This is a genomic window from Clostridium hydrogeniformans DSM 21757, assembly GCF_000686705.1.
Classification (GTDB): Bacteria; Bacillota; Clostridia; order Clostridiales; family Clostridiaceae; genus Clostridium_Z; species Clostridium_Z hydrogeniformans.
The window spans coordinates 186,156-193,368 of the sequence record NZ_KK366006.1; the positions used below are offsets into that span (position 1 = coordinate 186,156).

5 protein-coding genes are annotated in these 7,213 nt (G+C 27.9%); 1 reads left to right on the forward strand and 4 read right to left on the reverse strand.

Features of this window, described 5'->3' with window-relative positions; all coding sequences use genetic code 11:
- The first annotated feature begins 19 nt into the window (after positions 1-19).
- The gene (locus BR69_RS0119545) at positions 20-526 is read left to right on the forward strand and encodes a hypothetical protein (protein WP_027634706.1); all 507 of its coding nucleotides are present in this window, start codon (positions 20-22) and stop codon (positions 524-526) included.
- A gap of 583 nt (positions 527-1,109) precedes the next feature.
- Here the strand turns inward: BR69_RS0119545 and BR69_RS21920 are convergent.
- The 4 genes from BR69_RS21920 to BR69_RS21925 form a co-directional block, all read right to left on the reverse strand.
- Positions 1,110-1,262 (reverse strand): hypothetical protein, encoded by a 153-nt coding sequence (locus tag BR69_RS21920; RefSeq protein ID WP_160169971.1) that lies wholly within the window; start codon positions 1,260-1,262, stop codon positions 1,110-1,112.
- Positions 1,263-1,312: 50 nt separating this feature from the next.
- The gene (gene glmS / locus BR69_RS0119555; RefSeq protein WP_027634707.1) at positions 1,313-3,139 is read right to left on the reverse strand and encodes a glutamine--fructose-6-phosphate transaminase (isomerizing); all 1,827 of its coding nucleotides are present in this window, start codon (positions 3,137-3,139) and stop codon (positions 1,313-1,315) included.
- Positions 3,140-4,446: 1,307 nt separating this feature from the next.
- On the reverse strand, positions 4,447-6,225 hold the full coding sequence (locus BR69_RS21330; RefSeq protein ID WP_051623711.1) for a tetratricopeptide repeat-containing glycosyltransferase family 2 protein: 1,779 nt from the start codon (positions 6,223-6,225) through the stop codon (positions 4,447-4,449).
- A gap of 316 nt (positions 6,226-6,541) precedes the next feature.
- Positions 6,542-7,213 (reverse strand): DUF6385 domain-containing protein (locus tag BR69_RS21925; protein ID WP_027634708.1); only part of this gene is annotated, 672 nt, incomplete at its 5' end.

Consider the following 7,213-nt stretch of genomic DNA (forward strand, 5'->3'; position numbering starts at 1 on the left):
AGTAGAGGAGGGTATATTTATGAAAATCCAAAAAGCAATAGTTGTTATTTTCAGTACTACACTTTTTATCTCCTTAGGAGTTTATTCATATAACTTTTGGGATAATAAAAAAGAAAAAACTCCTAGTGACAGTAACAATACAAATATAAGTATGAATGAAAATTCAGATCAAGCTCACACAAGCATTGATAAAGATCAAAATACAGTTGAAAAAAAAAAGTATTACGTTGTAGAAGTTGTATATAACACTGGTGGCAGTTCTTCATCTTTTGTTCCATTAAAGCTTAATCCAGGCTATAAATATGACTCTGATTTTCATATGAATATATCACGCGATGATAATGGGAATCTTATAAATGGTGATAAAATTATCGAAATTAATAATTTTGTTATTTCAGATAAAAATAAGGAAAATATTAAAAATATAGCTGGATCAAAAAATTATGAGGAAGCCTTAAAAGAAATAGAAGATAAAGTAGAAACTCTAAAAAATGATGCTATAAAAAAAGGACATTTTAAAGAATAGACAAAGTATTGGAATAAGATAACATAATGTCATATAAATAATAGACGTAGTAACTACGTGTATTATAGAGATTTTAAAATTTATTTAGATTAATTGTAAACTTAGAATAACTAGGAGTTGAAGTAGCAAAATCATAGGGAATGTAGATAACTTTGTGTAAATTGATAAATAAGTTATGTATTTAGAAATTACTACTGAAAATTAATAACCAGTAGTAATTTTTATTTCTTATTATTACTAATAATGAAATAGTATATATCTGTTTATAATTATATTTTTAAATCTCAAAATCTACTTCAAACATTATACTAAGTTGCGCTAAAGTACTATGCCACTTCTGAAATGAAGAAGTCTATTTTTTCATTATTTACTTAGTTACAAGGTATAATAAGATTCTTATACAATATATAGACTTATATGCTATATTTCTTTTAACAACTTTTCTAAATTAGCTATTATTTCATTAATTAAATCTAACTTTCCCTTATTAATAAAAAAAGAGAACAGCTGACTTCTGTTCTCTTTTTCGGTGATTTATATTTTGAATGATATTTATTTAAATATGTGAAGACTAGTTTTGGCTTTACGCTAATTTTTCAAGATCAGCTATTACCATTTTAACTATTTCAAGTTTTCCTTTTCCATAGTTTTTGTCCTCAACATAATCTAAAACTAATTCTATGCTTCTTTCTGTTTCTTTATATTCTTCTAATAACTTCATTAATTTATCGTTCATAATATAGCCTCCTATAAATTTATTATATTTTAGGCCTGTCCACTTAGGTCTTATTCTACAGTAACTGATTTTGCTAAATTTCTTGGTTTGTCCACATCTAATCCTTTCTGGACTGCTGTGTAATAAGCAAGTAACTGCATTGGTATTATAGCAAGTACTGGAGCTAATAGATCAAGAGTTCTTGGAATGTATATTACAGCTTCCACACTCTTTTCTACTTCAGTATCTCCTTCATAAGCAATAGCCATAACCCTTGCACCTCTTGTTGCCACCTCTTGTATATTACTTACCATCTTGTCTCTTAAAGCTGTTTGAGTTAAAGAACTTATAACTACAGTTCCCTTTTCTATTAAAGCTATAGGACCATGCTTAAGCTCTCCTCCTGGATAAGCTTCTGAGTGAATGTAAGTTAACTCTTTAAGCTTTAGTGAAGCTTCCATTGCTATAGCATAATCAAGTCCACGTCCTAGGAAGAACATATCCCTTTCCATATAGTGCTTTGAGGCAAACTTTTGTATTTCTTCTTTATTTTCTATTACTTTTTCAATCTTCTTTGGAAGTTCTAACATTTCTTTCTTTATTTCTTCTATGTCTTCTACAGTAAGCTTCTCCTTAAGAGATGCAAGGTGTAGTGCTAAAGTATACATAGCTATAAGCTGAGTTACATAAGCCTTAGTAGATGCAACAGCGATTTCTGGTCCAGCCCAAGTATATAATACATCATGAGCTTCTCTTGAAACTGAGCTACCAACTACATTAGTAACAGCAAGAACTCTACATCCCTTCTTCTTTCCATCTCTAAGAACAGCTAAAGTATCTGCAGTCTCTCCTGACTGACTTACAACTATAAGAAGTGTTCTATCATTCATAAGAGGTTCCCTATATCTAAACTCTGAAGCCACATCTATCTCTACTGGTATTCCTGCTAACTTTTCTATAACATATTTTCCAACTACTCCCGCATGATAAGCAGTTCCACAAGCCACTATATAAACCTTGTCTATATTATCTAAGTGCTCTTTAGTTAAGCTTATTTTATCTAGCTTTATCTTCTCTCCCTCTACTATTCTTGAAGTCATAGTATCTTTAACTGCCTTTGGTTGTTCATGGATTTCTTTTATTGTAAAATCTTCAAATCCACCTTTTTCAGCAGCGTCTGCATTCCAAGTTACCTTGTATATCTCTTTCTTTATTTCTTCTTTTTCTTCATTTACAAGCTTAATCCCTTGTCTTGTCATTATAACAAACTCTTTATCCTCTAAAAGATAAACATTTCTTGTGTGATTTAATACTGCTGGTATATCTGAAGCTATAAAATATTCATCTTCTCCAACTCCAACTATTAAAGGACTATCCTTTCTAACAGCTACTATCTTATCTGGTTCTTTTTCAGATATAACTCCTATAGCATAACTACCTTCCATCTTTCTTGTAGCTTTTATTACTGCATCTATAAGATCTCCTTCATAGTAATAATCCACAAGATTTGGTATTACCTCTGTATCTGTATCTGATAAAAACTCATATCCCTTAGAAGTAAGCCATTCTTTGATGCTTAAATAATTTTCTATTATCCCATTGTGAACCACACTAACTGTTTCATTTCCATTGCAGTGTGGATGTGAATTAACATCTGATGGTTCTCCATGAGTTGCCCATCTAGTATGTCCAATTCCTAGATTCCCCTCTAAAGGTTCAACATTTAATTTTTCTTCTAAATTTCTAAGTCTACCCTTACATTTTTTAACATTTATATCTCCATGGTTTAATATAGCAACTCCTGCTGAGTCATATCCTCTATACTCAAGCTTTGAAAGCCCCTCTACTAATACCTCTGACGCATTTCTTTTTCCTAAAAATCCTACTATTCCGCACATAATTTCTTCTCCCTTTCTTTTATTTAATTTATATTTTTATTTTTTCTCTAAATATTAGGCCTCTTTAGCTTTACCTTAAACTTCTTAATAACAACTTTCCATGCTAGATAAAACCTAGAATAATTTATCTAAGAATTATAAAAAATTTTATATATAATCTTAAAATAAATCTCTTAATATCTCATCTTCATGTAATTTTGGCATAAGAAATAAACCTTTAGAATTAATTTTTTCTAAAAATTATATAACTTTCCATATTTATCTATTATTAATAAAACCAAATTTAATTTAAGATAAACTTATAAATACAAATTAAACATATCTACATAACTATAGATACTGTAACTTTATTCTACAAATTACCTCTTACTAAATTGATCTTTAAAAATAGATTCTTATAATTGTCTAATTTTTTATTTATAAAAATTTATACAATTGAACTCAGGACTTAACCTATTCTATAAAACTCTGATATAGATATGGTTACCCCTTGTATTTTGATTTAAAATAATTTGGAAATTTTAAAAGAAAGGTTTTAACACCACATTGAGTCTGTTCCTAAAATCACTTCTAGGGTTTCTCAATGGTTAACGGTAGTGATTTACCGTGGGGCATCCGCCGAAAGTTTCGATACTCCCCATCCTCGTCAACTTAAATTTATGGATAATGGCTATCCAAGACTCTTTGGAAGTCTTATTTAAGTTCTGGCGCTTAGTACTACTTAAGACAAAAGATAAACCTTACTAAATCCTTTAATCTTAATTTATTTAATTTTAAATTCCTCATATACATTATATTCACTTACTTATTATGTTTCAACTAAAATTTTAATATTTTTTTATTTCTATATCTAATTTAATAATAATTTAATAAATCTTCTTTCTTAATGAAGCCTTATAAATTGAGCTTTTATCAAATATTATAATAATAATATTATTACAATATTTTAACTAAATATTTACCTATTTAAATCTTAGATTAATAAAAACAATTTTTTAATTTAAACTTTTTCACCCAAAAATAATTCCAACTTATACAAATAAACTCATCATTCATTTTAACCTTATTTATAAATATCTAAGTAAAATATTTTCCTACAATAACTATTTAATTTAAAGTTACTAAACTCTAAATTAAATTTTTCTACTTTAACCCTTAAACTTTAAATTTGTCTTTTTGTATTTAATTAGGCAAAAGAATAATTTAGATTATTACTAATTTACTAATAGCTATGTACTAAAGGAAGAAAACATCTCCTCCTTTAATTTTATTTTCCCATCTAGATAAAAGTATAATTAAAAATAAAACTATATACATTGGAACATAATTCTTATCATATCCTCATTACAATAGTTTAACTCTCTTATGGATCTTATGAACTCTTTTAATGCCATAGCGTTTATTCCTTCGCTATAATATAGTTTTCCTAGAGCATATAGTACACTATCTCTTTCTATATAATTTAGTGCATAAAATGCCCTCTCTAAAATTTCAAATTCTCCTGTTCTTAAGATATCTCTATATAAATTTATAAGTATTTCAAGAGCTTCATCCATTTTATTCTCTAATATATAATTCTCGCTTCCTCCATTCAAAACTTCTTCTATTTGCTTTATTCCGCTGAAAAGAACTCCATCTTTGTTTTTTATATTTTCTAATATATCCTCATTAATTTTAACTCCTTTAATTAAATATATTAAAGATATATATTTTATTCCTTCTTTAAATTCATCATCCTTCTCATTAATTTTATTTAGATATTCCAATGCATTATCATATTTTTTTCTATAAAAATTTAGCTGTCCCTTTAGTAAATATAAAATACTCCCTTGAAGTCCTAACTTTTCTGCTCTATCTATATATTCTTCTCCACTATCATATAACTTTTCTTTTATTAAGATTTTACCAAGTAATGCAGAGCTACTGCTGTTTTCTAGATTAAAATAAGAAGATAAAACTCTAGGAACTTCTTCCTTATTTTCTTTGGACTTATTTATCATTGCTCCAATATTATATAATAATAAATAATTATCCTGATTAAATTTAAAGGCTTGTAAATAATATGAAAGTGCTTTTTTATAATCCCTAAACATTTCATATAACTTTCCTAGTTCTATTGCTGGCTTAAATGTACCACACCCCTTAAAAAATTCTAAATTACTTGGTGGTTCCCCAAGTTCTAATGCTCTCTTATAACTTTCAATTGCTAAAGTATACTTTTTTAATATTAAATAAATATTTCCCCTCTCAAACTCTAAGTCTGTATAATTAGGATATATTTTAAGACCATCCTCTATGGTATTCAGTGCTTCATCGTACCTTTTTAAATAGCATAAACAGTACATTTTCCTTATTATTGTCTTAGGGGAATACCCCTTTGATACATCTATATTTTTATATACTCTATCATAATAGTACAAAGCCTTATCTATCTCCCCATTAGCAAAATATTCAGTGGCCAAATTAAATATATGAAACTCACTCTCTGGATCTTTTGAAAGCTCATTTAGTATGATTTCTATATTTCTCTTTCTTTTGTTCTTTTCTTCTATAACCTTAGTTAAATATCCATAATGATATATATTTATATCTCTTATGCAATGATTGAAACTATTCCAATCTCCACTTATATGATTTAGCTGTTCATGTATATCTCCAAAAAACTTATATTCTCCATTATTAATTAAAAGTCTTGGGTTTAAATTTGTTATGGTATCCCCTTCCCCATTTCCTGTATAGCTTAAAGTCTTAAAAAAATACACATGGAACTTTTCCTCATTTAGTAATTCTATAAATTTTTCCTTATGATTACTTGAAAATTCGTCATCTGCATCCATAAGTAATATCCATTCTTTTGAGGCTTTAGATAAGGAAAAATTCCTAGCATTTGAAAAGCTATTATCCCATTTGTAATGATATATTATAGCTCCAAATTTCTTTGCAATTTCTATAGTCTTATCTGTAGAGCCTGTATCAACTATTATAATTTCATCTACCAGATCTTTCACACTATTTAAACATCTATATAAATGATTTTCTTCATTTTTAACAATCATACATAAGCTCAAGGTTTTGAATCTATCCATTTTTTATTCTCTCCTTATTCTTATATCTTTTTATAATTCTTTATTTTTAATATTATAAGTATGCTTTTAATCATTCTGATCATATAACTGTGTTTTAAAGTCCCAAGTTAGATATTAATATTTTTATAAAATAATTTCCTCTCTACCAATACTTGCTCTAGAATAAGTTCTTAAAATTAATTTAAATTTAATAATCAAAAATATCTTATACATTGTTATCTTAAAATCTTTATATTCTTATAACCTCTTAAATTAAAACAAAAATCTTTACTAATAAGGACATAAGTATAAAACTCATGTCCCCTAAGATTAATCCTTAAACCTTAGCATTATAATAAACATGTACGCTACTGCTTACTGCTGCATTAAATGCTAATCTTGAATATTGAAGTGAATATTTTGGAACCAATACAGCATGTCCCGATGGAATTAAAGCTGTTGAACTATCATTCATAAAATAAGCATCTGCTGTTGTTGGACTTATTTGTAAGGATACAGTTACAGCTGCTCCTCCAGTATTGTATATATAATAGGAATATTCTATTTTATCACTGTTATCTTTTAATAAAACATTCCCTTGAGTTGGCGTTCCACTAACTATTAAGGCATTATCTGTTGCAAAGGTTCTAGAACCTAAAGTTATACTATCGGTTACTGCACTTAAGGCTCTAGTTGCTACTGTATCGGATATTCTTACGCTATCTGTTGCTCCACTTAGTGCTCTTATTGTTACTGTATCAAATATTCTTACGCTATCTGAACTTCCTGTTAATAGCCTTGTTGCTACTGTATCTGCTATCTTTATGCTATCTGTAGTTCCACTTAAGGCTCTTATAGTCACAGTATCAAAGATTCTTACGCTATCAGTATTTCCTGCTAACGGTCTTGTTGCTATTGTATCTGTGATTTTTATGCTATCTGTGGTTCCACTTAATGCTCTTATTGTTACCGTATCAAAGATTCTTACGCTATCAGTATTTCCTGTTAA